General features: G+C 71.3%; 23 protein-coding genes. 11 read left to right on the top strand and 12 right to left on the bottom strand.

Annotation, left to right across the window (positions count from 1 at the left end; all coding sequences use genetic code 11):
* Nucleotides 1–87: 87 nt before the first annotated feature.
* Nucleotides 88–1,086 carry a methylenetetrahydrofolate reductase gene (locus HPY32_RS08200; RefSeq protein ID WP_082871624.1) on the bottom strand — a complete coding sequence of 333 codons (999 nt, stop codon included), beginning with the start codon at nucleotides 1,084–1,086 and terminating at the stop codon, nucleotides 88–90.
* A gap of 142 nt (nucleotides 1,087–1,228) precedes the next feature.
* Here HPY32_RS08200 and HPY32_RS08195 point away from each other — a divergent pair, with 142 nt between their 5' ends.
* The 7 genes from HPY32_RS08195 (at nucleotide 1,229) to HPY32_RS08165 (ending at nucleotide 8,834) form a co-directional block, all read left to right on the top strand.
* Nucleotides 1,229–2,386: a polyprenyl synthetase family protein gene (locus HPY32_RS08195; protein WP_082871904.1), complete on the top strand. Its 1,158-nt coding sequence runs from the start codon at nucleotides 1,229–1,231 to the stop codon at nucleotides 2,384–2,386.
* Nucleotides 2,383–3,960 carry a phytoene desaturase family protein gene (gene crtI, locus HPY32_RS08190; protein ID WP_067591775.1) on the top strand — a complete coding sequence of 526 codons (1,578 nt, stop codon included), beginning with the start codon at nucleotides 2,383–2,385 and terminating at the stop codon, nucleotides 3,958–3,960. The genes HPY32_RS08195 and crtI overlap by 4 nt, the downstream gene beginning before the upstream one ends.
* A gap of 105 nt (nucleotides 3,961–4,065) precedes the next feature.
* On the top strand, nucleotides 4,066–5,646 hold the full coding sequence (locus tag HPY32_RS08185) for an alpha-(1->6)-mannopyranosyltransferase A (RefSeq protein ID WP_067596103.1): 1,581 nt from the start codon (nucleotides 4,066–4,068) through the stop codon (nucleotides 5,644–5,646).
* Nucleotides 5,643–6,620 (top strand): phytoene/squalene synthase family protein, encoded by a 978-nt coding sequence (locus HPY32_RS08180; RefSeq protein ID WP_067591778.1) that lies wholly within the window; start codon nucleotides 5,643–5,645, stop codon nucleotides 6,618–6,620. The genes HPY32_RS08185 and HPY32_RS08180 overlap by 4 nt, the downstream gene beginning before the upstream one ends.
* A 61-nt stretch (nucleotides 6,621–6,681) precedes the next feature.
* The gene (locus HPY32_RS08175; RefSeq protein WP_067591781.1) at nucleotides 6,682–8,067 is read left to right on the top strand and encodes a class II 3-deoxy-7-phosphoheptulonate synthase; all 1,386 of its coding nucleotides are present in this window, start codon (nucleotides 6,682–6,684) and stop codon (nucleotides 8,065–8,067) included.
* A gap of 13 nt (nucleotides 8,068–8,080) precedes the next feature.
* Nucleotides 8,081–8,380 carry a hypothetical protein gene (locus HPY32_RS08170; protein WP_067591784.1) on the top strand — a complete coding sequence of 100 codons (300 nt, stop codon included), beginning with the start codon at nucleotides 8,081–8,083 and terminating at the stop codon, nucleotides 8,378–8,380.
* A 136-nt stretch (nucleotides 8,381–8,516) separates the two neighbouring features.
* A complete protein-coding gene (locus HPY32_RS08165; RefSeq protein WP_231951784.1) occupies nucleotides 8,517–8,834 on the top strand; it encodes a hypothetical protein in 318 nt (105 codons plus the stop codon).
* Between the two features lie 15 nt (nucleotides 8,835–8,849).
* Here HPY32_RS08165 and pknB read toward each other — a convergent pair whose 3' ends face one another.
* Entirely contained in the window at nucleotides 8,850–10,826 is a 1,977-nt protein-coding gene (gene pknB / locus HPY32_RS08160) for a Stk1 family PASTA domain-containing Ser/Thr kinase (protein ID WP_067591787.1), read from the bottom strand.
* Between the two features lie 162 nt (nucleotides 10,827–10,988).
* Between pknB and HPY32_RS08155 the strand changes: the two genes are divergently transcribed.
* Entirely contained in the window at nucleotides 10,989–11,357 is a 369-nt protein-coding gene (locus HPY32_RS08155) for an Rv2175c family DNA-binding protein (RefSeq protein ID WP_067591790.1), read from the top strand.
* Between the two features lie 120 nt (nucleotides 11,358–11,477).
* Nucleotides 11,478–11,972: a polyadenylate-specific 3'-exoribonuclease AS gene (locus HPY32_RS08150; RefSeq protein WP_171982753.1), complete on the top strand. Its 495-nt coding sequence runs from the start codon at nucleotides 11,478–11,480 to the stop codon at nucleotides 11,970–11,972.
* 294 nt (nucleotides 11,973–12,266) lie between these two features.
* Here the strand turns inward: HPY32_RS08150 and HPY32_RS08145 are convergent, their stop codons facing one another.
* From HPY32_RS08145 to HPY32_RS08100, 10 genes are all read right to left on the bottom strand, one after another.
* Nucleotides 12,267–12,992, bottom strand: coding sequence for a lysophospholipid acyltransferase family protein (locus tag HPY32_RS08145; protein ID WP_067591796.1), 726 nt, complete (start codon nucleotides 12,990–12,992; stop codon nucleotides 12,267–12,269).
* Between the two features lie 144 nt (nucleotides 12,993–13,136).
* Nucleotides 13,137–14,255 carry an ROK family protein gene (locus HPY32_RS08140; RefSeq protein ID WP_082871625.1) on the bottom strand — a complete coding sequence of 373 codons (1,119 nt, stop codon included), beginning with the start codon at nucleotides 14,253–14,255 and terminating at the stop codon, nucleotides 13,137–13,139.
* On the bottom strand, nucleotides 14,252–14,821 hold the full coding sequence (locus tag HPY32_RS44475) for a hypothetical protein (protein WP_231951785.1): 570 nt from the start codon (nucleotides 14,819–14,821) through the stop codon (nucleotides 14,252–14,254). The genes HPY32_RS08140 and HPY32_RS44475 overlap by 4 nt, the downstream gene beginning before the upstream one ends.
* Nucleotides 14,818–16,035 carry an ArsA family ATPase gene (locus HPY32_RS08130; RefSeq protein ID WP_082871905.1) on the bottom strand — a complete coding sequence of 406 codons (1,218 nt, stop codon included), beginning with the start codon at nucleotides 16,033–16,035 and terminating at the stop codon, nucleotides 14,818–14,820. The genes HPY32_RS44475 and HPY32_RS08130 overlap by 4 nt, the downstream gene beginning before the upstream one ends.
* Before the next feature lie 20 nt (nucleotides 16,036–16,055).
* Nucleotides 16,056–16,493, bottom strand: a complete 438-nt coding sequence (locus HPY32_RS08125) for an SRPBCC family protein (RefSeq protein ID WP_067591798.1) — start codon at nucleotides 16,491–16,493, stop codon at nucleotides 16,056–16,058.
* Nucleotides 16,494–16,539: 46 nt separating this feature from the next.
* Complete coding sequence (locus HPY32_RS08120) at nucleotides 16,540–16,938, bottom strand: polyketide cyclase / dehydrase and lipid transport (RefSeq protein ID WP_067591801.1); 399 nt, start codon at nucleotides 16,936–16,938, stop codon at nucleotides 16,540–16,542.
* A 15-nt stretch (nucleotides 16,939–16,953) separates the two neighbouring features.
* Nucleotides 16,954–18,111: a glycosyltransferase family 4 protein gene (locus tag HPY32_RS08115; RefSeq protein ID WP_067591804.1), complete on the bottom strand. Its 1,158-nt coding sequence runs from the start codon at nucleotides 18,109–18,111 to the stop codon at nucleotides 16,954–16,956.
* A gap of 38 nt (nucleotides 18,112–18,149) precedes the next feature.
* Complete coding sequence (locus HPY32_RS08110) at nucleotides 18,150–19,157, bottom strand: hypothetical protein (RefSeq protein ID WP_067591807.1); 1,008 nt, start codon at nucleotides 19,155–19,157, stop codon at nucleotides 18,150–18,152.
* A gap of 31 nt (nucleotides 19,158–19,188) precedes the next feature.
* Nucleotides 19,189–20,226: an NlpC/P60 family protein gene (locus HPY32_RS08105; RefSeq protein WP_231951787.1), complete on the bottom strand. Its 1,038-nt coding sequence runs from the start codon at nucleotides 20,224–20,226 to the stop codon at nucleotides 19,189–19,191.
* 190 nt (nucleotides 20,227–20,416) lie between these two features.
* Nucleotides 20,417–21,022 (bottom strand): C40 family peptidase, encoded by a 606-nt coding sequence (locus HPY32_RS08100; protein WP_067591813.1) that lies wholly within the window; start codon nucleotides 21,020–21,022, stop codon nucleotides 20,417–20,419.
* Nucleotides 21,023–21,523: 501 nt separating this feature from the next.
* Here HPY32_RS08100 and HPY32_RS08095 point away from each other — a divergent pair.
* Nucleotides 21,524–23,347, top strand: coding sequence for a DEDD exonuclease domain-containing protein (locus HPY32_RS08095; RefSeq protein WP_231951789.1), 1,824 nt, complete (start codon nucleotides 21,524–21,526; stop codon nucleotides 23,345–23,347).
* 9 nt (nucleotides 23,348–23,356) lie between these two features.
* Complete coding sequence (locus HPY32_RS08090) at nucleotides 23,357–23,632, top strand: Lrp/AsnC family transcriptional regulator (protein WP_067591816.1); 276 nt, start codon at nucleotides 23,357–23,359, stop codon at nucleotides 23,630–23,632.
* Nucleotides 23,633–23,660: the final 28 nt, after the last annotated feature.

Raw genomic sequence — 23,660 nt, 5'->3', positions numbered from 1 at the left:
GCGCCCGAGTGAGCGGACCGCTGCGAAACGCCGGGTGATTCCGGCCAAAAGCATGCCGGAATCGTAGTGGCGGGGAGGGCGGGGCAGTCAGGCTCCGACCGGGGCGGCCGTGACCGTGTAGCCGAGGTTGGTGAGGACCTCGCTGGTGGCCTTGGCGAAGTTCAGGGTGATGAAGTGGAGGCAGGGGGCGCCTTCGGCGATGAGGCGCTGGGCGATTTCGGTGGCGATTTCGATGCCGACCTCGCGGACCGCGGCGCGGTTGGCGTCGGGGTCGGCACCGCCCGCGCGTTCCAGGCGCTCGCGCAGCCGGGTGGGCAGCGGGCGGCCGGACAGTTCCTCGGCGCGCTGCACGGTGCGCAGCGAGGTGATGGGCATGAGTTCCGGGATGATCGGCTTGGCGCCCTCGATCGGATCGCACGCGATGACCCGGTCCCGCAGCCGCAGATAGTCGTCCACGTCGAAGAACATCTGGGTAATCGAATACTCCGCGCCCGCACGCAGTTTCGCGCACAGGTGGGCGGTGTCGTGGTCGAGGTCCGGGGAGCGGTGATGCCCCTGCGGGAACGACGCCACCCCGACGTGGAAGTCGCCGAGCCCGCGCACCAGGCGGACCAGTTCCTCGGCGTACTCCAGGCCCTCGGGGTGCCGCTGCCACTCGCCGAGCGGGTCGCCGGGCGGATCCCCGCGCAGCACCAGCAGGTTGCGGATGCCCGAGTCGGCGTAGGTGCCCATGATGGACCGCAGTTCGGCCACGCTGTGCCCGACCGCGGTGAGATGGGCGACGGTCAGCAACGTGGTCTCGCGCGCCAGCTGACCGGTGACGCGGGCGGTACGGTCGCGGGTGGAGCCACCCGCGCCGTAGGTCATCGAGACGAACGCCGGATGCATGCGCTCGAATTCGCGGGCCGCGCGCCACAATCGGGCCTCGTTGGCGGCGTCGCGCGGCGGATTGAATTCCACCGAGAACGGAATCGTCCCGTCGGGCCGCGGCCCGAGCCGACCCACGACGGAGGGAGTTCCGGAGACCTGCGGCGTCCGGGAAAGTCGGCCTGGGGTCGAACGTCCCCGTGCGTTGTCGAAACTCACCGGTCCAGTGTAAGTGCCCGGTCGCGGCCCTTATCCGCGACTCCGACGATTTGCTACTGCCCGGTAGGCGTGTCGGGGCGGCACGGCGGACGCAGTATCGTTCCCTGCGGAGGTGCCGCGCGCGCCCCGAATCACCGTCACCATGGACGATCGGCTGCTCGCCGCGTCGAATTTCTGGGAGGTTGCGTTGCCCGTCGGACCGAGCACCCCGACCCGTCCGGCGCCGACCGATGCGGCATCTCTCGTGACGGCCGTCGAAGAGAATCTGCGGCTGTTCTTCGCCGGTCGCCGGGAACTCGTCGACGAGTTGGGCCCGGTGTTCGTGTCCTCCGCCGACGCGCTGGCCGACTTCGTGCTGCGCGGCGGCAAGCGCACCCGTCCGGCCTTCGCCTGGACCGGCTGGCTGGGCGCGGGCGGCGATCCCGCGGACCCGCACGCGGCCGCGGTGCTGCGCGCGTGCTCGGCGCTCGAGCTGGTGCAGGCGTGCGCGCTGATCCACGACGACATCATCGACTCCTCCCGCACCCGGCGCGGCTTCCCGACCGTGCACACCGATTTCGAGCGCCGCCACCGCGAGCGCGAATGGGGCGGGGACCCGGCGCATTTCGGCATCAGCGTCGGCATCCTGATCGGCGATCTCGCGCTGGCCTGGGCCGACGACATGGTGGCCGCCGCGGGCCTGAAACCGGCGGCCTACGCCCGCTTCGCCCCGGTGTGGGCGGCCATGCGCACCGAGGTGATGGGCGGGCAGCTGCTCGACGTCCACGGCGAGGCCGGGGCCGACGACTCGGTGGAGGCGGCGCTGCGGATCAACCGCTACAAGACCGCCGCCTACACCATCGAGCGCCCGCTGCACCTGGGCGCGGCGCTGGCCGACGCCGACCCGGATCTGATCGCGGCGTATCGCGAATTCGGCACCGATATCGGCATCGCCTTCCAGCTGCGCGACGATCTGCTCGGCGTATTCGGCGATCCCGAGGTGACCGGCAAGCCCTCCGGCGACGACCTGCGCGAGGGCAAGCGCACGGTGCTGGTCGCCGAGGCGCTGCGCCGCGCCGACGCCACCGACCCGGAGGCCGCGGGGCTGCTGCGCCGCTCGCTGGGCACGGACCTGTCGGCCGCGCAGGTGACCCGGCTGCGCGAGACGATCACCGGCCTCGGCGCGGTCGAGGAGGTGGAGCGGCGCATCGGCGAGCTCACCGAGCGCGGCCTGGCGGCGCTGGACTCCTGCTCGGCGACGCCGCAGGCACGAGAACGGTTGCGCGCCATGGCGGTCGCGGCGACCACCCGCGTCGCGTGAGAACCGTCGGCGGGCCCACCGACCGGATCGTGGTGGTGGGCGCGGGGCTGTCCGGGTTGTCGGCGGCGCTGCATCTGACCGGCGCGGGGCGGGCGGTGACGCTGCTCGAGCGCGCCGATCATCCGGGCGGGCGGGTCGGGGTGTATCGCGGGCCCGATTACGAGATCGACTCCGGCGCTTCGGTTCTCACCCTGCCGGGGGTGATTCACGACACGCTGGCCGCGGTGGGCGCCGAGGCGGGGGCGCACGGCCTGCGCATCCACCGGCTCACGCCCGCCTATCGCGCCCGGTTCGCGGACGGGTCGACCATCGCGGTGCACTCCGATCCCGACGCCATGGCCGCCGAGGTGGAGCGCGCGTGCGGGCCCGCCGAGGCGCGCCGGTACCGGCGGCTGCGGGAGTGGCTGGGCCGCGTCTACGACGCGGCCTACGACCAGTTCATGGACACCAACTTCGACTCGCCGCTGGACATGGTCGCGATCCCGGAGAAGCGGGCGGCGCTGATCGAACTCGTCCGGCTCGGCGCGTTCGGCCGCCTCGGCGCGAAGGTCGGCCGCATCCTGCACGACGACCGGCTGGCCCGGCTGTTCACCTTCCAGGCGCTCTACGCGGGCACCGCGCCCGCGCAGGCGCTGGCCGTGTACGGCGCGATCCCGCACATGGACACCTCGCTGGGCGTGTACTTCCCCGAGGGCGGGATGCGGTCCGTCACCGCCGCCCTCGCGGCCGCCTTCACCGCGGCCGGTGGGCGGCTGGAGCTGAACACCGAGGCCACCGGCATCGACTACGCCGCCGGGCGGGCGCGGCGGGTGCGCACCGCCGACGGCCGCGCGTTCGACTGCGACGCCGTGGTGCTCACCGCGGATCTGGGTGCGCTGGACCGGTTCGGCATTCACCGCCGATTACCCCTGCGCGCCTCGCCGTCGGCGTTCGTCGCGCACGGCACCGTCCCCGCCGAGGTTGCCGCCCGGTGGCCGATACCGGCGCACCACACCATCGATTTCGGCGCGGCCTGGGCGGACACGTTCGCCGAGATCGCCGCGCGCCCCGGCCGCGGCCGGTTGATGAGCGATCCGTCGCTGCTGCTGACCCGCCCGGCGCTGACCGATCCGGGCCTGTTCGTCGACCGACCCACCGGCCGCCACGAACCGCTGACGCTGCTCGCGCCGTGCCCGAATCTGGTTGCGGCGCCGCTGAACTGGGACCGGCTCGCGCCCGCCTACCTGCGCGAACTGCTGTGCACGCTGGAGAATCGCGGCTACCGCGGCATCGCCGGGCACTTCACCGTCGACCACCTGGACACGCCGGAAACCTGGCGGGCACAGGGCATGCTCGCGGGCACCCCGTTCTCGGCGGCGCACGTGTTCCGCCAGACCGGCCCGTTCCGGCCGCGCAATCTGCCCCGCACCGCCACGAATGTGGTGCTGGCCGGTTGCGGAACCACCCCCGGTGTCGGGGTGCCGACCACGCTGCTGTCCGGCAAGCTCGCCGCCCGGCGCATCACCGGTGATCCCCGGCATGCCGTGCCCGGATCCGGGCCGACCGCCGGAGTAGTGTTCCCGGCAACCAACTAAACTGTGCGCGACCTATTGACCGCGGTATCGCAACCGCACCGACTGTTCGGGGGGAACCGACGAACTATGCCGACCCCCGAGCCGGATACCGCCACCGTGGAGACGATGGAGACCCCCGAGTCCCCCCGCCCTGCCCCGCTGCCGGTATCGCACAACCTCCGCTGGTGGATGCGTGTCTCCGCCGACTTCCTCCGTAGCCCCGAGGGCCATGCCGCGCTGCTCGGGTTCTGGGGGGCGCTGCTGATCACCGTCGGCGGCCTGGGCGCGGGCGCGGTCCGCCGCCGCGACCCGCTGCTCGAGCACGCGCACCTGTCGTGGCTGCGCTTCGGGCACGGGTACACGCTGGCCACCATCGTGGTCTGGGTGGGTGTGCTGGCGATGATCGTGGCCTGGGTGCGGCTGGGGCGCGCGACCATCGGCACCGGCGAGCACGGTTCCGGGGTGACGCTCAACGAGCTGCGCGCGATCGTCGGCATCTGGATCTTCCCGCTGCTGTTCGCGGTGCCGATGTTCAGCCAGGACGTGTACTCGTATCTGGCGCAGGGCGCGCTGCTGCGCGACGGCTTCGACCCCTACCGGATCGGCCCGCTGCAGGGCAATCCCGGTGTGCTGCTGGACAATGTGAGCCCGGTGTGGCTCACCACCACCGCCCCCTACGGCCCGATCTTCCTGCTGCTGGGCCGCGCGATCACGACGGTCACCGGCGACAACGTGGTGGCGGGCACGATCGCCATGCGGCTGGTCATGCTGCCCGGCCTGGCGCTGATGATGTGGGCGGTCCCGCATCTGACCAAGCACCTGGGCGGCAAGCCGACCGTCGCGCTGTGGCTGGCGGTGCTGAACCCGCTGGTGCTGATCCACCTGATCGGCGGCGTGCACAACGAGATGCTGATGGTCGGCCTGATGGCCGCGGGCATCGCGCTGGTGCTCGAGCATCATCACGTGGCCGGGATCGTGGTCGTCGCCATCGGCGTGGCGATCAAGGCGACCGCGGGCGTGGCGCTGCCGTTCCTGGTGTGGATCTGGATGATTCACGAACGAGAACGCCGGGCGGCCGAGCACAAGGGGCCGCTGCCGCACCCGATCTGGACCTTCGCCAAGATCGGCGGCCTGGGGCTGTCGGTGTTCGCGGCGGTGTTCGCGCTGGCGTCGGCGGCGGCCGGGGTCGGCATCGGCTGGCTCACCGCGCTGTCGGGTTCGAAGTTGATCATCAACTGGTTGTCGCTGCCGACCATCCTGGCGTACATGGTGAGCTGGGTGACGCCGCTACGGGTCGACGGGGCCGGATCGTCGGTGCTGATCGCGACCCGCGCCATCTGCGCGCTCGCGCTCGGGGTGATCCTGGTGTGGACCTGGTGGCGGTTCAAGCGCACCGAGCGCGAGGCGGTGCTGGGCATCCTCATCGCGTTCGTGGCGATCGTGATCCTCTCCCCCGCCGCGCTGCCCTGGTACTACTCCTGGCCGCTGGCGCTGGCCGCCGGATTCGCGCTCTCCACACCGACTTTGATGCTGCTGGTGGGCCTGTGCACCTGGCTCATGCTGGTATTCGAGCCGGGCGGGGCGATCGGCCTGTACAACTTCTGGCACGTCGCCGCGGCCACCTTCGCCGCGGTGGTGGCGGCGCTGTCGCTGCGCACGGTGGACCCGTTGCGACTACGCGCGGACACCGGCAAAGCCAGGCCGTGACCGCCGTCGAGCAGGTCGTCGCCGGGACGGCGGCCGATCCCGACGCGGAACTCGCGGCCGCCTACCGGCACTGCCGTTCGATCGCTGCCGCGCACGGGCGTACCTACTTCCTGGCGACCCGGCTGCTGGCGCCGGCGCAGCGGCCCGCGGTGCACGCGCTGTACGCGTTCGCGCGCACCGTGGACGATCTCGTGGACTACGAATCCTTCGATGCCGCAGGGCAGGTGGATCGGATCGAGAAGCGGCTGCGGGAGCGGCTCGCGCACCCGCTGCCGCCGGATCCGCAGGATCCGGTGCTGTCCGCCGTCGCGGCCACCATCGCCCGGTATCGCATTGCGCCCGACCATTTCTGGACGTTCCTGGACGCCATGCGGATGGATATCCCCGGCACGCCGCTGTTCCGCAGCCGCTATGCCACGATGGCCGAACTGCGCGGCTACATGCGCGGATCCGCGGCCGCGATCGGGTTGCAGCTGCTTCCGATCCTGGGCACGGTCGGCCCGCGGGCCGCGGCCGAACCGGCGGCCGCCGCGCTGGGCGAGGCGTTCCAGCTCACCAACTTCCTGCGCGATATCGGCGAGGACCTCGACCGCGGCCGGATCTATCTGCCCGCGCGCGAGCTCGCCGCCTTCGGCGTCGACGACGACCTGCTCGCGCACTGCCGCTGGACCGGTCGCACCGATATCCGGCTGCGGCGCGCCCTGGCCCACCTGATCGCCACCACCCGGGCGCTGTACCGGGTGGCCGAGCCGGGCATCGAGCTGCTGCAACCGCGGGTGCGGCCCGCGATCCGCACCGCGGCGGTCCTCTACGCCGAAATCCTCGCCGAGATCGAGGAATCCGGCTACGCGGTATTCGACCGCCGCGCGGTGGTGCCGCGGCGTCGGCGGCTGTGGGTGGCGGCCACCAGCTACGCCGCTGCCGGTGTGCGGGCGGTCGGCGCGAACCGGTCGGACGGTATGCCTCGAGTGTGATCGTCGTCCACTGGACGCCCGGGGTTACCACAGGCCCGCTCGAGGTCACTATCCTGATCTGGTGAACTGGACCGTCGACGTACCGATCGACCGCTTGCCGGAATTGCCTCCACTGCCCGCCGAGCTGCGTCGCCGACTCGACGACGCCCTGTCCCGCCCCGCGCTACAGCAGCCGTCGTGGGATCGGGACCAGGCCGCGAAGATGCGCACCGTCCTCGAGAGCGTGCCACCCATCTGCGTGCCCGCCGAGGTCGAGGAGCTGCGCACGCTGCTCGCCGAGGTGGCCCGCGGCGAGGCGTTCCTCATCCAGGGCGGCGACTGCGCCGAGACCTTCGCCGACAACACCGAACCACACATCCGCGGCAATATCCGCACCCTGCTGCAGATGGCGGTCGTGCTCACCTACGGCGCGAGCCTGCCGGTGGTGAAGGTGGCCCGCATCGCCGGGCAGTACGCCAAACCCCGCTCCGCCGACACCGACTCGCTCGGCCTCAAGTCCTACCGCGGCGACATGGTCAACTCGCTGGTCGCCGAAGCCGCGCTGCGCGAACACGATCCGTCGCGGCTGGTGCGCGCCTACGCCAACGCCAGCGCCGCGATGAACCTGGTACGCGCCCTCACCGGCGCGGGCATGGCCGACCTGCACAAGGTCCACGACTGGAACCGCGACTTCGTCGCCCAGTCCCCCGCGGGCGCCCGCTACGAGCAGATGGCCGAGGAGATCGACCGCGCCCTCGCGTTCATGAACGCCTGCCGCGTCCAGGACCCCAGCCTGCAGGCCGCCAAGATCTACGCCAGCCACGAGGCGCTGGTGCTCGACTACGAGCGGGCCATGCTGCGGCTGGCCGAGAACTCCGCGGGCGACCCGGTGCTCTACGACCTGTCGGCGCACTTCCTGTGGATCGGCGAGCGCACCCGCCAACTCGACGGCGCCCACATCGCCCTCGCCGAACTACTCGCCAACCCGATCGGCCTCAAGATCGGCCCGAGCACCAGCCCCGAACTGGCGGTGGAATACGTCGAACGGCTCGACCCGAACAACGAGCCCGGCCGCCTGACACTGGTGGCGCGCATGGGCAACGGCAAGGTCCGCGACGTGCTCCCCCCGATCATCGAAAAGGTCCAGGCCACAGGGCATCAGGTGATCTGGCAGTGCGACCCCATGCACGGCAACACCCACGAATCCTCCACCGGCTACAAGACCCGCCACTTCGACCGCATCGTCGACGAGGTACAGGGCTTCTTCGAGGTACACCGCGCCCTCGGCACCCACCCCGGCGGCCTGCACATCGAACTCACCGGCGAAAACGTCACCGAATGCCTCGGCGGCGCACAGGACATCTCCGACCTCGACCTCGAGGACCGCTACGAAACCGCCTGCGACCCACGCCTGAACACCCAACAATCGCTGGAGCTGGCGTTCCTCGTCGCCGAGATGCTGCGGTGACGGAGGCGTCGACATGCACGTCGTCTTCCGCTCGCCGGATACCCGGCACGGGGAACCGGCGGACCGCACCATCCTGCGGTTGCTGCGCGATCGCGATCGCGACGGCGTGCCCTCGGAGGTGGTGCTGCGCGACGGCAGCCGGTTACTGATCTTCAACATCTCCTGGGGCTACGATCCCGCCGCGGTGTCGGCCCAGGTCACCACGAATATCAGCCCGGCCATCGGCGGGGTGTCGGTGGACGTGTTCAGCACGGCCGCGGTGGTCGCCGTCAACGATCCGGAGACCGGGTCGCCGCTGCTCGCCGTCGCGTGAGTGGCAGGTGTCACAAGGATGAAAAGTTAACTACTAGGTTGCTAGAGCCGACGGAATTGCACTAGGTTTCTCAGTGTCCGCTCGCGGCAGCGGCGGTTCAGAGGCGGTATTTGCACTGGGAGGCCCGATGTACGGCATGACGGTAGCCGAGGAATTGCGATCCATGTCCGGCGGCGGCCCGACCGCCCTGGCGCAGCACGAATCGGTCGTGAACGGCATCCCGGTCTCGGTCCTGATCGAACGCCCCGAGGTGGATCGCGCGGGCAGGGCCTGGCGCTGCCGGGTGCGCGTGGTGCGCGGCACCGGGCGCATCGAACAGTCGCAGGTGGTCGGCACCAGCGCCCACGAGGTGCTGGAGCAGGCGCTGGAACTCGCGGCGACGCGCCTCGGGATCAGCGAATCCGAACTGCTCAGCGGGGCCAGCATGGGCCTGGACACGGACTCGGATCGCTAAGTCCCCCAGCCGGTTTCAGATCGGCAGGACCGTGAGCGTCACCGTGGCGCCGGGCGCGACGCTGGCGCCCGCGAACGGCGCCTGGATGCGCACCATGCCGCGATCGCTGGCGAAGACCTGGTTCAGCACCACCCGCAGCCCGAGCTGCTCCAGCTGGGTGCGGGCCGCGACGGCCGTCATCCCGGTCACGTCGGGCACCTGAACGGCATTGGAGACGATCAGCGTGACCGCGTCGCCGGACAGCGCGCGGGTGCCCGCGCCGGGATCGGTGCCGATCACCTGGCCGGACTTGATCCGGGGGTCGAAGTCGTTCCTGGTGTCGCGCACCGTGATTCCCGCGCTCTGCAGCATGGCGCGCGCCTCGTCGACGGTCCGGCCGCGCACCTCGGGCAGCTGCACCGGCTGGGATCCCTTGCTGCGGTAGATCTTCACCGCCGCGCCGGTGGGCAGCACCGTGCCCGGCTCCGGCTCCAACTGGAACACCGCGCCTTTCGGCGCGGTGCTGGGTCGCTCCCCCGCGTCCACCGGTTGCAGACCGGCATCGCGGATGAGCTGCTCGACCGTCTTCAGATCCTGTCCCTCCTGAAACTTCGGCACCTGCGGTTTCCCGCTGGAGACCAGCACCGCCACCGAGGAGCCCTTCACCACCCGGGTGCCCGCGGACGGGTCGGTGCCCAGCACGCCGCCCACCGGCACGGTGTCGGATGCCTTGCCGCGCATGGTGGTCGAGAATCCGGCGTCGTGCAGGGCGGCGGTGGCGCGCTGGGAATCCATGCCCGCGATGGCCGGTACCGCCGAATAGCGCTCCACGCCCAGCCACCAGCCGCCGATGCCGAGCAGCAACGCCAGGGCGATGACCAGGCCCACCCAGAACAGCACCCGGCCCCGGCCCGTGTGCCCGCGGTCGGGTCGATACGGATCGTGGTAGGGCTCCGGCGGCTCCGGGGCGTGGGCGACCCGGCCGGTGTACCCGTCGGATTCGGCGCGCGGCTGGGTGGCGGTCATGACCCGGGTGCGCTGCGGCGCGGGCGCGTCGGCCGCCAGCCGGGTGGTGGCGTCGGCCGGGATCCGGCGGGGCTCGGCCCGCTCGCGCGGCGGGGCGGGCGGCACGGGCGGGACCCGGTACTGGGCGGACAGGTGTTCGGCCGATTCGCGCGGGGCGGGCACCCGGTAGTCGGGCAGCCGTAATTCGGCGGCGATGCGGCGTAGCTCGACCGCCATCTCGGTGGCGTCGGCGAAGCGGTGCGCGGGCTCGCGCGCGGTGGCGCGCGCGATCAGCTCGTCGAACTCCGGCGGCACCCCGGCGATGAACCGGCTCGGGCTCGGCACGTCCTTCTCCACCCGCTGATAGGCGATGCCCAGCGAGGTGTCCCCGGTGAACGGCGTTCGACCGGTGAGCATTTCGAAGATCAGGATGCCGAAGGAGTAGACGTCGCTGCGGGCGTCGGCGCTGCCGGCGGTGACCTGTTCGGGCGACAGATAGTGCGCGGTGCCCAGGATCACGCTCGCGGAGGTGAGATTCGACCCGGCCACGGCGCGCACCAGGCCGAAGTCGGCCATCTTGACCTCGCCGGAATCGGAGATCAGCACGTTCTCCGGTTTCACGTCGCGGTGCACCAGCCCGGCCGCGTGCGCCACGCCGATCGCCGCCAGCGCGGGTTCGGCGACCGCACGCACCGCGTGCGGCGGCATGGGCCCGCGCTCGCGCAGCAGCTCGCGCAGCGTGCCGCCCTCGACCAGTTCCATGATGAGGAACGGGTACTCGCCGTCGATGCCCTGGTCGTACACCGCGACCAGGGCCGGGTGTTTGAGTTTGGCGACCGAGCGCGCCTCGAACTCGAAGCGGGTCAGAAATTGCGGGTCCCCGGCGAATTTCGGGTCCATCACCTTGATCGCGACCGGTCGATCGAGGCGGGTGTCCACCCCCCGGAACACCATCGACATCCCACCGCGCGCAATCGGTGCATCGATGCGGTAGCGCCCGTCGAGCATCTGGCCGATCAACTGGTGTCCTCCGACTTTCACAAAGCTCTCGCCTCTCGCTTCGGCTGCGACAAGGGGAAGCCGCCCCCGTGACGGCTCCCCCGATGGTATAGGCGGAAAGGACCCGGGTGTCTCACGACTTGCCTGGCGCGACGGACTACCGTTGTCCGGGTGAGTGCATTTCCATGCAGTGACGACGTCCTGTCGGAGTCGGTAACCCTACTCCCCCTACCGGATGTTGCCGACCAGCTCGGCATCGCGGTGACCAGGGTGCATCAGATGCTGCGCGACCATCAGCTCATCGCGGTGCGCCGCGAGGGCATCACCGGGATTCCCAAGGATTTCTTCGATCCCGACGGGGCTGTCGTCAAGCCCCTACCCGGCCTGATCACTGTGATGCGCGACGCAAAATACACGAACGAGGAAATTCTCGAGTGGATCTACACCGTCGACGAGACCCTGCCGGGTCGCCCGATCGACGCCCTGCACGGTCCACTCGCCCGGGAGGTGGTGCGGCGCGCGGCGGCCGAACCCTTCTGATGACATAGCTGTTCGGTGGGCTCCCGTGGATGCGGCCTGGGTCGCACCCACGGGAGCCTTCGTGCGTTGCTCCCCGGTCCGGATCGGTCGCCCGCGGGAGCCGGAAAGGCATTCGAATCATTGAGATATTTCTACGACTGCGAATTCGTCGAGGACGGAATCACGATCGACCTGATTTCGATCGGCGTGGTCTGTGAGGACGGGCGCGAGTACTACGCGGTATCGACGGAGTTCGACCCCGATCGGGCCGGGCCCTGGGTGCGGCGCCACGTGCTGCCGAAGCTGCCCGAGCCCAGCTCGCCGCTGTGGCGCAGCCGGGAACGGATTCGCGAGGACCTCTACGCCTTCCTGGTGCCGCGCCCGACCGTCGAGCCGCAGCTGTGGGCGTGGGTGAGCGCCTACGACCACGTCGCCCTGTGCCAACTGTGGGGCTCGATGGTGGACCTGCCCACCGCCCTACCCCGCTACACCAACGAGCTGCGCCAACACTGGGACATGGCCGGTCGCCCCCCGCTCCCCCCGGTCCCCCCGGACGCCCACGACGCCCTGGCCGACGCCCGCCACAACCTAGCGAAGTTCGAAGCAATCGAGGCCCACCGCCGCCGAGCCTCCTGACCTCGGCTCCGGCCAAAACCACGCCGGAACCAAGAAAAGGGAAATAACCCCAGCATGACCCGATCACCATGGCCCGGCGCGACACGATCACCACGACCCCGACGCGACACGATCACCATGGCCCCGGCGCTACACGATCACCATGATCCCGGCGCCACACGATCACCATGATCCCGGCGCTACACGATCACCATGATCCCGGCGCTACACGATCACCATGATCCCGGCGCTACACGATCACCATGATCCCGGCGCCACACGATCACCATGATCCCGGCGTGCTTTTGGCCGGGATCAGCTGGCCATGGTTTCCGGGACGCGGTCGGCGTCGGGGCGGGGGCCGGAGGGGACGCCCTTCTTGAGGCTGGCGGCGTAGACGTCGACGTACTCGCGGCCCGACATCCGCATGAGCTCGTACATGATCTCGTCGGTGACGGCGCGTTCGACGAAGCGGTTGCCGCCCATGCCCTCGTAGCGCGAGAAGTCGATGGGCGCACCGAATTTCACGGTGACCCGGCGGCGGCGCCAGGTGAACGGGCCGGGCGGGCACACCTCGTCGGTGCCGATCAACGCCACCGGGATGACCGGGACGCCGGTCTCCAGGGCCAGGCGCGCCACGCCGGTCTTGCCCTTGTACAGGCGACCGTCGGGCGAACGGGTGCCCTCGGGGTACAGGCCGACCAACCGGCCCTGCTCGAGCAGTCGGCGCGCGGTGTTCAGCGCGTCGACGGCGGCGTCGGCGCCGGTGCGGTCGATGGGGTACTGGCCGGTGCCGGAGAAGAAGAACTTCTGCAACCGGCCCTTGAGGCCCGGGGTGGTGAAGTATTCGGCCTTGGCCAGGTAGGTGATTCGGCGCGGGCTCATCAGGGGGGTGAACAGCCAGTCGGTGAACGACAGGTGGTTGCCCGCGAGGATGGCTGGTCCGTCGGCCGGGATATGTTCCACGCCCTCGGCCTTGGGCCGGTTGTACAGGTGCATGAACGGCCCCGGAAACACGTACTTCAGCAGCCAGTAGAACATTGCGTCCTTTCCCCAGTGAGGCTTACGGACCGGCCGCCACCGCGGCGCCACCATCCGTTGCCGACTCTACCGTCGGTCACGAGTTGTGACCAAGCCCGCACAGCCGATTTCACACCGGGTCGAACCACACCGCCGACCGGGCCGTCAGCGGCGGGCGCCCGCCTTGCCGTCGGCGGCCGGGGAGCGGCCCGCCGCGGTCGACGAGCGGCGGCCCGCACCCGATTTTCCGGAGGTCTTCGCGGTGGATTTCGCACCGGGGGTTGGCTTCTCGGCGGGCGCGCCGATGCGCTCGGACACCAGCGCCGCCCGCGCCAGTTCCGCGGCCCCGACCATGCCCGCCGCCTCGCCCAGCTGGGTGGTCCGGATGCGGGCCAGCGGGCGGTGCCGAGCGCCGGTGATCGCGGCGGCGTAGTGCTCGCGGGCGTCGTCGAGGAACATCGGCGCGGACGAGCTCACCCCGCCCGCGATCACGATCAGATCCGGATCGAAGATGTCGCTGACAAAGGCCAGGCCGAGACCGAGCCAGCGTGCGAATTCCGCCATCACCCGCAGCGCGACCGGATCGCCGTCCTGCGCGGCGCCCGCCACCCGGCGGCCGGTCAGCGAGCCCGGATCGCGGGCGGCGTCGCGGGCCAGGATGGTCGAGCTCATCGGGTCGGTGGCGAGCATCTCGAGCGCGGTGTCCACCAGAGCCGTTCCGCTGCAATACCGTTCCCAGCAGCCGCGCTTGCCGCACGGGCAGGCCCGGCCGTGCGGCACCACCTGCAGATGGCCGAGTTCCGGTGCGACGCCGAAGCTTCCGCGATACAACCGGCCGCCGACCAGCAGCGCCGCGCCGATGCCGGTGCCGATGGCGACCAGCACGCCGTTGTGCGCGCCCGCCGCCGCGCCGAATCGGTATTCCGCCCACATCGCGGCATTGGCGTCGTGCTCGAGGATGACCGGCAGGCCGAGCCGGTCGGTGAGCCGCCGCGCGACCGGCGTGTCCTCCCACGGCAGATGCGGCGCGAACCGCACCGACGACCGGGTCTCGTCGACAAATCCGGCCACCGCGAGGCCGACCGCGCCGATCGGGTGCCGGGCGCACAGCTCGCGCACCGCACGCTCGAGGCCGTCCTCGAGCGCCTGCTCCGAATGCGGGGTCGGGGCCTGCACCGTGTCCAGCACCTCGCCCGCGCCGTCGACCACCGAGGCGCGAATGTTGGTGCCGCCGACATCGATGCCGACCGTCAGCGGGGCCTCCCGCCCGATGCGTGTCGTCATGCCTTGATCTGCACCGGAATCGGGACGTACCGGGACTTGCCGCGGTCGCGGCGGGGTTGGGTGGTTGCGGACATCCGGCCCATCGTGCCATGTTTCGTGCCGGGCGCGTCGCCCGCATTGCGGGAATCACTCGTCTCGTCCGGCGGGAATATCGGTTCCACCGGCACCCCGGCCAGGGCCTCGCGCAGCACCGTCACGATCGCCGTGCCGTGCTCGGCCAGCGCCGCCACCACGTCGTGATGTTGGCCGCGGACCAGCGCGGCCGCCGCGCACACCGGGCACCAGCTGCAGCTGTCCCATTCGGTGCGGCCGTCGGCGGACGCCTGGCGCAGCACCGGTTCCACGCGCTCGAGGATCGTCTCGGCCAGCAGGCGCAGTTCCTCGGCGAATTCGGCGAAGTTGTCCCCGTGCGCCGCCTCGTCGTGATCGGCCGCGTCGGTGCGTGCTTCGCCGCCCGAGTCGCCGGGGGTCTCGTCGGTCGCGGTGTCTTCCGGGGCAGTGCGGCGGCCGACGGGTTCGCCCCGGACCCACTCGCGCCCGCTGCGGCCGCCCGCGCCGTCGCTCATTGCGGCCAGACCTCGGCATCGGGGCGGAACCGCACGACCAGGTCGCCGTCGTCGAGTTCGGCGCCGTCGACCGTGCAGCGCCGCAGCACCGGCGCCAGGCGCAGGCGTCGCCGGACCCCGTCCGCTCCCACGATCAAATCGTCCTCCACTCGTCCCAGTCGCAGCGTCGCCGGGTCGACGACGGGCAACCGCAGCCGCAGGGTGAACACCGAGTCCAGGCCCGACCCCGAGGTCAGCCGCACCTGCGGCGCACCGGATCGGGCGAAGTCGGCATTCGCTCCGCCCAGCATAGGGTCTGGCGGGGACACGGCCATGGCGGACAGCGAGGCGACCCCGACCGGTTCCGCGCCGCTGTGCTCGACGATCGCCACCGGCACGTCCGGCATGCGGCGGCGCAGTTCGGCCAGCACCTGCTGCTGTTCGGCGTGGCGGTCGAGATACCAGCGCACGGCCGGATGGGCGGCGGGGTCCGCGGGCGGCACCGGCGGCAGCACCTTGTTCACCACCACCTCGTCCAGCCGCAGGCCCAGCAGCGCGGCCGCCGACCGCACCCGCGCCGACTCGGCCAGCGCCACCCGTTCGGGCACGGTGATCAGCCGGGCGCCGGTGCGCTCGCGGTCGGCCAGCAGGTCGCGGGCCTCGGTGACCGCGGCGGCGATGCGCTCCACGGTGGTCGCGAGCACCGCCCGCCGCAGATCGGTGCCGGTGGCGTCGAGCATGCGGGCGTGGGCGGGCCAGATCCGCTCCAGGTAGCCGAGCAGCGTGTCGGGGGCGGTGACGATGCGCAACATGTCCGCCGAGGGCGGGCAGTCCACGACGATCACATCCCAGTCCTCGTCCCCCGCGAACTGGGCGATCTCGGTGAGCATGAGCAGCTCCTGCACGCCGGGCAGGCCGGTCAGCTCGGCCGGGTCCAGGGCGGCGGGGTCGATGCCGTGCTCGTGGCCCGCGCCGGACAGCATCCGCGCCGCGTCGCGGAACCGATCCTCCAGCAGCGCAAGGGAATCGATCTCGATGACGTCCAGGCCGGGCCGGACCGTCCGCACGCCGGTCACCGCGCCGGGATCGTGCGGGAACCGGAAGCCGAGCGCGTCGCCGAGGGAATGGGCCTGGTCCAGCGACGCCACCAGCACCCGCGCGCCGCCGCGGGTGTGCGCGATCGCGGTGGCGCACGCCAGCGTCGTCTTGCCGACCCCGCCCTTGCCGACGAACAGCTCCAGGCGCGTGGTGGTGGTCAGCCCTCGACCCGTTTCTTGAGTTCCTTGAGCGCGGTGTCGGTGATGACCTTCTCGGCCTTGCGCTTGAACATGCCGATCATCGGGATGGTCAGGTCGACGGTCAGCTCGTAGACCACCTGGGTGGTGCCGTCGGGCTGGTCGATCAGCTCGTAGCGGCCGTCCTGCGCCTTCTGCAGTTCGCCCTCGATCAGCTGCCAGCTCACCGCCTTGCCGTCGGGCCGCCAGGTGTAGGACAGCACGTAGGTGTCCTTGACCACCCCGGCGTCGAGCACGAAGCGCGCGGTGTGCGCCCGGCCGTCGCCGAACTTGTCGAGAACCTCCACCGAACGCGCCGCCGACACCCACTCCGGATACGACTCCAGATCGGCGATGACGGCCATCACCCGATCCGACGGGGCGTCGATGGTGATCGACCTCTGGGTCCGGTCGGCCATGACTGACAGCGTTTCCTTTCCGGATTACGGTGCGGGAGAGCGATATTCAGGACGCGACGGGAACCGGCACGGCCGGTGCGACCCCGGCCGGACGACCCGCCTCGAGCCGCGCCTTCACCTCGAACGACATGACCTTCCCGGCCGCCCGGCGGGCACGGTTGGCGGCGAGCAGGCCCTGCGGCGACAACCGGGCGGCGCGCGGTTCGGCGTGCAGGAAGTAGTGCAGGATCACCCCGTCCAGGCAGGGTTCGAGCCAGACCTCCATGGTGCCGGTCAGGCCGCCGCTCACGGTCCAGCGAATGCCCTTGTCGGCCCGGTCCTCTCGGACCTCGAGCGTGAGATCGGGCCACCAGCGGCGCCACCGCGCGCGATCGGCCAGCACCTCGGCGACCGCGCTGCCGGAGGCGACGACGAAGGTCTGATCGGCCACCTGGATGCTGCTCATGCCGGTGAGCCTAGCTCAGACCGCAGGTCTGTTCGATCTCGTGTTCCCGTCGAGCAGTTCGCGCAGGCGGCCGCCGAGCAGGTCCCACCGCCACTGCTCGCGCACCCACTCCCGGCCCGCCGCACCCATGCGCGCGGCGGCGTCCGGATCGGAGAGGATAGCCACGATCGCGTCGGCGATCTGCTGTTCGGAGCGGCCGTCGACCACGGTCCCGGTGCGGCCCTCCTGCACGGTTTCCGGTGCGCCGCCGGAGTTTCCGGCCACCACCGGCACCCCGCTGGCCGACGCCTCCAGGAAGACGATGCCCAGGCCCTCGACGTCCAGGCCCGCGCCGCGGGTACGGCACGGCATCGCGAACACGTCGGCGAGGGTGTGGTGGGCGGCCAGTTCCGCCGCGCGCACCCGGCCGATGAACACCACGTCGTCGGTGAGGCCGAGGGCGGTGACCAGGCCGCGCAGCTTCTCCTCGTAGGGGCCGCCGCCCGCGATCACCAGCACCGCGCCGTCGACCCGCCTGCGGATCTCGCGCATGGCCATGATCAGCATGTCCTGCCCCTTGCGCGGCACCAGCCGGGACAGGCACAGCACGGTGGGTCGCTCGCCCAGTCCGTAGCGGGCGCGCAGTTGTTTACGGGCCGCCGGATCGGGCCGGAACACCTCGGTGTCCACACCCGGCGGCAGGTACTCGAGCGCCGACCGCGCGCCGAACGCGGCCGCGAACCGCCGCCGCGTGTATTTGCTGACATAGGTGATCGCGTCGGTGTGGTCGCCGACGGCCCGCAGCGCCTGCCGCGCGCCCGGCAGCATCGACCAGCCCACCTCGTGTCCGTGCGTGCTGGCCACGATGCGCCGCGCCCCGGCCCGCCGCAGCAGCGGCGACATCAGCGCCAGCGGCGCCGCCGCCCCGAACCACACGGTGTCGCACCGCTCGTCGCGCAGCAGCTTCGCCGCCCGGCGCAGCACCAGCGGGGTGGGCAGCATCAGCGTGGTGGGGTGGCGCACCACCTGGAACGGCTGCTCGGCATCGAAGCGCAGATGGCTGTCGCCGCGCCACCGCGGCGCGTACACCACCAGGTCGTCGGGCGGCAGCTGCATGGCAAGCGAATGCACATACGACTGGATCCCGCCCGGTCGCGGCGGAAAGTCGTTGGTTACCAGCAGGGTGCGTGCCATGGCGGGAAGTCTATTGCCGCCCCGGCGACACGGTGCAGTCAGCTCGCGGCGTGGGTTTTGATCCAGTCCTGCCACCCGGCGACGAACTCGGCGCGGTCGACGCCGAGGGTGGTGTGCAGGATGCCGTCGAGGGTCGGGGTGTCCTCGGGGCCGGTGGCGACGCGGCGGTACAGCTCGACCAGTTTGGGCTCGCCGAAGTGGGCGGCGGTGAAAGCGTTTGCCGACCAGGCCGTTTCGTAGGCGAGGGCGGCGTCGTTGCCCGGGGTGGGCGCGAAGGCGGTGTCGGCGGGCAGGTCCGCGGGCAGTTGCCCGGCGCGGGCGCGGCCGTTCAGGGTGGGGGCCAGCTGCGCGAAGGTGCGCTGTTCGCCGCGGTGGGCGGAGTATTCGGCGAAGCCCTCCAGCATCCACTGCGGCGAGCCGTCGGTGGTCTGCGCCCGGGCCGCCACGTGGGTGAGCTCGTGGCGCAGGGTGTCGCGCAGCCCGTCGGGGCCCAGGCGGCGGCCCGCGTCGGCGGCGAAGACCACCCGCTGGCCGGTGGGCCGGGTGCCGGGCACGAACGGATCCGAGACCGACGCGGCCGCAACCTGATTCGACACCGGTCCGACGGCATGGGTGAGGGCGGCGAACTCGGTGGGCCCCGACGCCACGGTCACCACCGCCGCGCGGGCCCAGTCCGGCCCCCACAGCCCGGTCACCTCGGTCACCGCCGGGCCGATCTCGCGCGCCAGGGTGTCCACGTCGCCGCGCTGATAGGGGTGGCCGAAGACCACCGAGAGCCGGCCGTCGTCGTCGGACACCTGCTGGGTCACCACCGGGCCGTAGGACTCCATGATCCGGCGCACCTCGGCGAGTTGCGGGTCGACCGGATCCGCGGTCATGGCCTGCGCGGCCGCGGGCATCGGACGCACCTGCGGTAGCACCGATTTCGGCAACAGCAGCAGGGCGCCGCCGGTCGCCGTCAATGCGATCACCGTGGCCACGGTGGCGACGAACTCGAATCGCCGCCGTGCTCCCAGCCAGGCCCGGACACGCTGTAACACGCTCATCCTCACCTCGGTGTGCTCGGTGGTGCTGTGTTTACGGCATTCCGATCCAATAGCGCCGCGCCGAGTGGAACGGGGTGGAGCCCATGGGTGCCACCTGGACCGGAACGCCGAAGGTCGAGGCGTGCAGGATCATCCCATTACCCGCGTAGATACCCACGTGCGAGGCATCGGAATAGAAGAAGACGACATCGCCGGGCTGCAGTTCGTCGCGCGAGACCGGCGTGCCCACGGTGGCCTGCGCCTGGCTGGTCCGGGGCAGGTTGATGCCCACGTTGTGGAAGGCCCACTGCACCAGGCCCGAGCAGTCGAACTGGTCGGGGCCGGTGGCGCCCCAGACGTACGGATCGCCGACCCGGGTGAGCCCGGCGGCCAGGGCGCTGGTGCCGCTGCCCGGTACCAGGCCGCGCAGCAGGGTCTCGCGGTCGAAGCCCGCCGGGAACAGCGAACCCGACAGCGACGCCTTGTCGCCCGCGGACAGCTGGCCCCACGCCTGGATGACCTGCGCGATCGAGCCCTGTAGGTCGGCGCGCTTGCGTTCCAGATCGGCCCGCACCCGGTCGGCCTGCTGCTCGGCGGCCTGGGCGGCATCGGCGGCGGATTTGGCGACCGACTGGGCCGCGGTGGCGGCGTCGGTGGCCTTCTTGAATTTGGCGAACTGGTCGGCGGTCTGCGCGCCCAGCACGTCCAGCGTGGACATCTGGTCGAGCAGTTGCTGGGGCGAGTTGCTGGTCAGCACCGAGAACATGCGATTGGTGTGCGCGCCCTCGTAGGCGGCGACGGCGGCGCGGTCCACGGCGGGCTGATACTGGCGGACCTCCGCCTGGGCCGCCTCGACGGCCTGCCCGGCACCGGCGAGTTTGGCGTCCGCGTCGCGGGCGACGGCCTGTTTGGCGTCGAGGTCGGCCTGCGCGCCGAGGGCCTGCTGATTGAGCTGCTCGGACTGGTGGGAGAGGTCGATCAGGCGCTGCACCGCGTCGGTGGCGCTGGTCGGCTGGGCCGCCGGGTCGGCGGAGGCGCCGCCGGCGCAGACCCCGAAGATCAGGGCCCCCGCCGTCAGTGACCCGCCCACCAGGCGTCTGGTTCGGTTGTTGCGGTGCTGGGATGACACTGCCTGCGCTGCCCCGTTCTTCCTCGTCCCGAGCTGGAAATCACGAAGGTCTCGATCAGGTTACGAAACGGCGACCGCCCGTGTCCAGCGGGCCACGAAACGATCACGGCCGCCATTCCGATATGTCGGTTTCCTCGGCGTGTCGCCAGGCTCAGTACCGGCGGGCCCCGCTGAACGGCATGGACGAGATCGGGGCGACCGACACCGGCTGCCCGGGGGTGGAGGCGTGCACCACGTTGCCGTCACCGGCGTACAGGCCCGAGTGGCCGCCGCCGTAGAACGAGATCACGTCGCCGGGCTGCAGGTCGTCCATCGAGATCGGCGCGCCGTCGGCCAGCTGCTCGTAGCTGGTGCGCGGCAGCTCCAGACCGGCCTGCTCGTAGGCCCACTTCACCAGGCCGGAGCAGTCGAAGGCGTCCGGACCGGCGGCGCCGTACACGTAGGGGGCGCCGACCTTGGTCAGCGCGGCGTCGAGCGCGCGGCGGCCGGGCGAGGACTGCGGGGCGGGCGCCGGGGTGATGCCGGGGATCTGCACACCCGGCGGGAGAATGTTGGCCGGAATCGCACCCGGCGGAATGGCGCCCAGCACCTGATCCGGCACATCGAAGTTGCCGATGCCGGGAATGGTGACCGGCGCCGCCGAGGCGGGCGCGGCGGGCAGCAGCAGTGCGCTGAGGGTGGCAGCCCCGACGGCTCCGGCCGCAACGGCCCGGGAGGCGTTGCGAGGCAGCCCCAGAACCTGTCGCTTGATCGCCATGACGCGGTACTCCTCATCTGCCCCACGGCACCGCGCCCAGTTCGGCGCGTCGGACTCCGTGAGGTCTCGAAAAGGTTACGAGCACATAACGGTGCTTTGTAAAGCCGCGAACACGCGAAACGGGTATGCGCAACAAATACCGGTCGCCTCGCTCGAGAGATATGTCACACCAATCACGAACTGATAACAGCGAGGGAAACTCGCGGAGCTTTCCGCAGGCTACCGGGAAGTAGCGCGGCCGCGGCGCTGTCCGGTTCGAAACGTCATGAAATAGGGAAGACCCATGTCCGACCGATCCTGCCGAGTAACGAAAAACCGTCCGGCTCCAGCGCGATACCGACCGCGGGGTAACCGGGCCAGCACGCCCCGGGCAGCGCCCGATCGCGATCTTGAAACCCCGATCGATCAATACCTAAACCGAATCAATGTGACCCTGGTCACCTTTTGGTGTAGCCGATCGATTCGCCCCCGGTGTCGTACCCCACCTCTACGCTGCTGCCCGTGCCCGCTCCCGCACCGCGCCCGGCCCAGCTGGCCTTCGACGACCTGGATACGCCGCTGTACGACACCACTTTCGTCGTCGTCGACCTGGAGACCACCGGCACCAGCCCGGACGGCGACGGGATCACCGAGATCGGCGCGGTGAAGGTGCGCGGCGGCGAGGTGCTCGGCGAGTTCGCCACGCTGGTGAACCCGGGCTGTGCGATACCGCCGCAGGTCGTGCAGATCACCGGCATCACCACGGCCATGGTGCGGGAGGCGCCGCGGATCGAGGCGGTGCTGCCCGGCTTTCTCGAATTCGCCTCCGGCGCCGTGCTGGTCGCGCACAACGCCCGCTTCGACACCGGCTTCCTGCGGGCGGCCGCGACCCGCTGCGAGACCCCCTGGCCCGCGTTCCGGGTGCTGTGCACCGTGCAGCTGGCGCGGCGCGTGCTGGGCCGGGACGAGGCCCCCTCGGTGCGGCTCTCGGCGCTGGCGCGGCTGCTGGGCGCCCGGACCACCCCCACCCACCGCGCGCTGGACGACGCCCGCGCCACCGTCGACGTGCTGCACGCGCTCATCGAGCGGGTCGGCAATCTCGGCGTGCAGAGCCTGACCGAACTCGTCGACTATCTGCCGGAGGTGACCTGCCGCCAGCGCGCCAAACGCTTCCTCGCCGCCGACCTGCCCGCCACCCCCGGCGTCTACCTGTTCCGCGGGCCCGGGGAGGAGGTCCTCTATATAGGGACGGCGGTGAATCTGCGCCGCCGCGTCCGCGGGTACTTCACCGGCTCCGAAACCCGCACGCGCATGCGGGAAATGGTGGCGCTGGCCACCCGGGTGGACCATGTGCCGTGCGCGCACGGGCTGGAGGCGGGGGTGCGGGAGCTGCGGCTGCTGGTCGCGCACACCCCGCCCTACAACCGGCGCTCGAAGTTCCCCAAGCGGGCGTGGTGGATCACCCTCACCGAGGAACCGTTCCCGCGCTTCGCGGTGAGCCGCACCCCCGCGCGGGACGCCCTGGGCCCGTTCGGTTCCCGCGCCGACGCCGCCGAAGTCGCGGCTACCATCGCCGAATTCAGCGGCCTGCGCACCTGCACGACCCGGTTGCGGCGCGACGATCGGCACGACTGCCCGCCCGCGGTCGTCGGCGGCTGCCCCGCGAGCGAATTCGGGCGGCCGTCGACCGCGGCCGAGTACGCCGCGGCCCCCCGCGCGGTCCGCGATCTGTGCACCGGCCGCGCGGACGCGCCGCTGCACACCATGCGCGACCGGATCGAAAGCTACGCCGCCGCCGAGCATTTCGAGGCCGCCGCCCGGCTGCGCGACCGCACCGCCACCGTGGTGCGCGCCCTGCGCCGCACCCAGCGCCTCGCGGCCCTGGCCCGCATCGCCGAACTGATCGCCGCCCGCTCCGACGGCGCGGGCGGCTGGGAGTTCGCGGTGGTCCGCCACGGCCGCCTCGCCGCCGCGGGCACCGCCGTGCGCGGCGTGTCCCCCATGCCGGTGGTCGAGGCACTGGTGGCCGCCGCCGAAACGATCATCCCCACCCGGCTCGGCGCGGACACCGGCAGGCTCGCCCCGCAGGCGGACGGCCATCTGCGCTTCGCCGCCGAATTCCCTGCCGCCGCGGAGGATTTCCTCGGCGACCCCGACCATCCGCCCCTGCGCGGCGCCTCCCCCGAGGAAACCGCGCTCATCGCCCGCTGGCTGGAACAGCCCGGCACCCGCATAGTCCGCACCACCGACGGCTACCGCGAGCCCCGCCTCGGCGCGGGCTCGTGGTTGTCGTGGGCCACCCGAGCCGAAGCCGCCCATGCCGATACCCCGGTACCCAACACATAAACTCACCTCATGATTACCGCGATCGTTCTGATCCACGCCGAGGCCGCCCGCATTCCCGAGACCGCGCAGGCGGTGGCCGAGATCGAGGGAGTCACCGAGGTGTACTCCTGTGCGGGCGACGTCGATCTGATCGCGATGGTGCGGGTGCGCGATCACGGGCAGGTGGCCGAGGTGGTCACCGGGCAGATCAACAAGACGGCGGGCGTGCAGCGGACCGCGACGCACATCGCGTTCAAGTCCTATTCGCGCTCCGACGTCGAGGCCGGGTTCTCCATCGGCGAATAAGCGCCAGGGCCCCGAGTCGAATTCGACT

Source organism: Nocardia terpenica, from assembly GCF_013186535.1.
Classification (GTDB): Bacteria; Actinomycetota; Actinomycetes; order Mycobacteriales; family Mycobacteriaceae; genus Nocardia; species Nocardia terpenica.
This window is presented reverse-complemented; position numbering and strand designations above follow the sequence as displayed.